This window comes from Actinomycetota bacterium, from assembly GCA_030776725.1.
In the GTDB taxonomy this organism is placed as follows: domain Bacteria; phylum Actinomycetota; class Nitriliruptoria; order Nitriliruptorales; family JAHWKO01; genus JAHWKW01.
This window is the reverse complement of sequence record JALYHG010000209.1, coordinates 1-2,202: the sequence shown is the minus strand read 5'-3', so window position 1 is coordinate 2,202 and position 2,202 is coordinate 1. Positions and strand designations below refer to the sequence as shown.

The following is a 2,202-nucleotide window of genomic DNA, read 5'->3' as shown; positions in this document are numbered from 1 at the left end:
CTCGGCGTGAACCCGGCCGACGGCCTGGTCTACGTCGCGACCCACTTTGGCCTGTGGCGCCTGTCGCGGTCGGGCGAGCCGGAGCGCGTTGGGGAGTACTTCCACGACCTCATGGGCTTCACGGTCGTGGGTGAGGACCATTTCCTCGCGAGCGGACACCCGTCCGGCGGTGACCTGCCGCCACAGCTGGGTCTGATCGAGACCACCGATGCCGGCGCGACCTGGCGCAGCGTGTCGTTGCTCGGAGGCGCCGACTTCCACGCGCTGTCGGCCGCGCACGGGAAGGTCTACGGCTGGAACACCGCCGACAGCGCCTTCATGGTCAGCGACGATGGCCGCGACTGGGAGGAGCGCAGCACCGTGGGGATCCTCGACTTCGCGGTCGCGCCCGACGACCCCGACGAGGTGCTCGCCACGATCGCAGAGACCCGCAGTGAGACGTCGGTCGCGCGCAGCCGCGACGGCGGGCGCACGTGGGAGGAGATCGACGCGCCGTCACTTGGACGACCCGCATGGCCGGATGGCGACGTCGTATGGGCGGTGGGCGTCGATGGCGTTTTGTGGCGCAGCGCCGACCGTGGCGGCACCTGGGAGGAAGGCATTTCCCTGGGTGGCTTCCCGGAAGCCTTCTTCGCGCACGAGGACCGACTCTACGTCGCGGCTGGGGGAGTGATCGCACGGTCCGAGGACGGAGGCAAGTCATGGGACGCCGTCGTCCGCTACGGGTAGAGCTCGCTACACGACACGATGGATTCGTCCGCGTCGACGCGCGCCGTACCGACGGAAGGGATGGCGCGGCGATCGGTCTTACTTGGCCCACCCGGCCGGGCGGTGACGCTCGCTGAGCCCGCAGGCATCAAAGTGTCCGATGCGGGCAGCCAAGCGGGAGTGGGGGAGGAGTCGCGACCCGGCAACCGCCGATCGTGACCCCCAGCCGAACGCGGCACTTCGCGCACTGGTCGGCGCGCGCGACTTCGAGATAAGCGCCACAGGGCGGAGCTCGTCTGACGGCAGGAGGCCACAGGGGAAGTCCGCTATGTGGTTGGGGGGGTGGGTGGAGAGGCGCCGTCCCAGATTCCTCGTCTAGCGGTCTCGACGTGCAGGCGCGGGTGCTCGCCACGTTCGGTCTGGTTCGGCGCTCGTCGCCACGGGTTGGGGAGGTCCCTGCCCCGACACCGCTGCCGGGCGTCCCCCCGCGGCCGAGGTCCGGTGAACGCGATGTCGACCGGGAGCGACGGGGTCGCGTTCGGAGACGTCGACACATCCGGTCAGCCTTACGGCCTCGTTCCGACGACCGCTAACGCTCGCCCGGTCAGGCGCACGCGGCCGTCCGCCGCGACAGGGAGCGATGCTTGGAGGTGTGCGCGGACCTCGTCGCGGCGGTCGGCGGAGAGGGCGAGGGGGTATGAACCTGACGGGCCGACACCTAGCAGGAAGCCGTGCCATAGCTGGTCGAGGTCCGCGAACACCGTGTCGACGTCGATCGTCCACACGCGTCGATCGCGCAGAGGGGACGCTGCGGCGAGCTTCGCCAGTCCCGACAGCGAGCAGAGTTCCCAGCGTCCTCGCTCGTCGTCGGGTAGCCGGTGACCGTGGACCTGCGCGATCGCGTCCCAGAAGCGGGTGAGGAAGAACCCCGGATGGTCATAGTCCCACACGTAGCCGGCCACGATCCCCTCGGGACGGGTCACCCGGCACATTTCGGCGAGGGCTCGTTGGGCGTCCGCGACGAAGTTCAGGGTCAAGCCGGTCACGGTCGCGTCGAAGGCGCCGTCCGGGAATAGCAGGTTCTCGGCGTCGCCTGCCTCGAAGCGGGTCTCTGGTGTGTCGCGCAGTCGCTCGCGCGCCAGGGCGAGGAACGACGGGCTGGGATCGACGCCGACGATGCTGGATGGGGCGCAGCGCCCGGCGATGACCGTGGTCAGCGCGCCGGTGCCGCATCCCACGTCCAACCAGCGGCGTGCAGGGGGCACGTGGAGGTCGTTGAGGAAGCGGACGGCGACCCGGCGACTCCAGCGCCCCATGAACGTCTCGTATCCGTGGGCCGCCGTCCACATCGACGGATCGCTGTCGGCGATCGCTGTCGGCGGCCGGCTCATCCGTCTGTGGAGGGGTCAGCGGCCGGCCGTGAGACGGGCACGACACCGGTCAGCGCCTCGACGAACGCGTCGGGACACTCGACGTGGGGCAGGTGACCGGCAG

The 2,202-nt window shown here is 70.2% G+C and carries 2 protein-coding genes; one reads left to right on the top strand and one right to left on the bottom strand.

Annotation, left to right across the window (positions count from 1 at the left end; all coding sequences use genetic code 11):
• On the top strand, positions 1–729 hold a 729-nt coding region (locus M3N57_10315), incomplete at its 5' end, for a hypothetical protein (protein ID MDP9023063.1).
• 545 nt (positions 730–1,274) lie between these two features.
• Here M3N57_10315 and M3N57_10310 read toward each other — a convergent pair.
• A complete protein-coding gene (locus M3N57_10310) occupies positions 1,275–2,099 on the bottom strand; it encodes a methyltransferase domain-containing protein (GenBank protein MDP9023062.1) in 825 nt (274 codons plus the stop codon).
• Positions 2,100–2,202 lie beyond the last annotated feature (103 nt).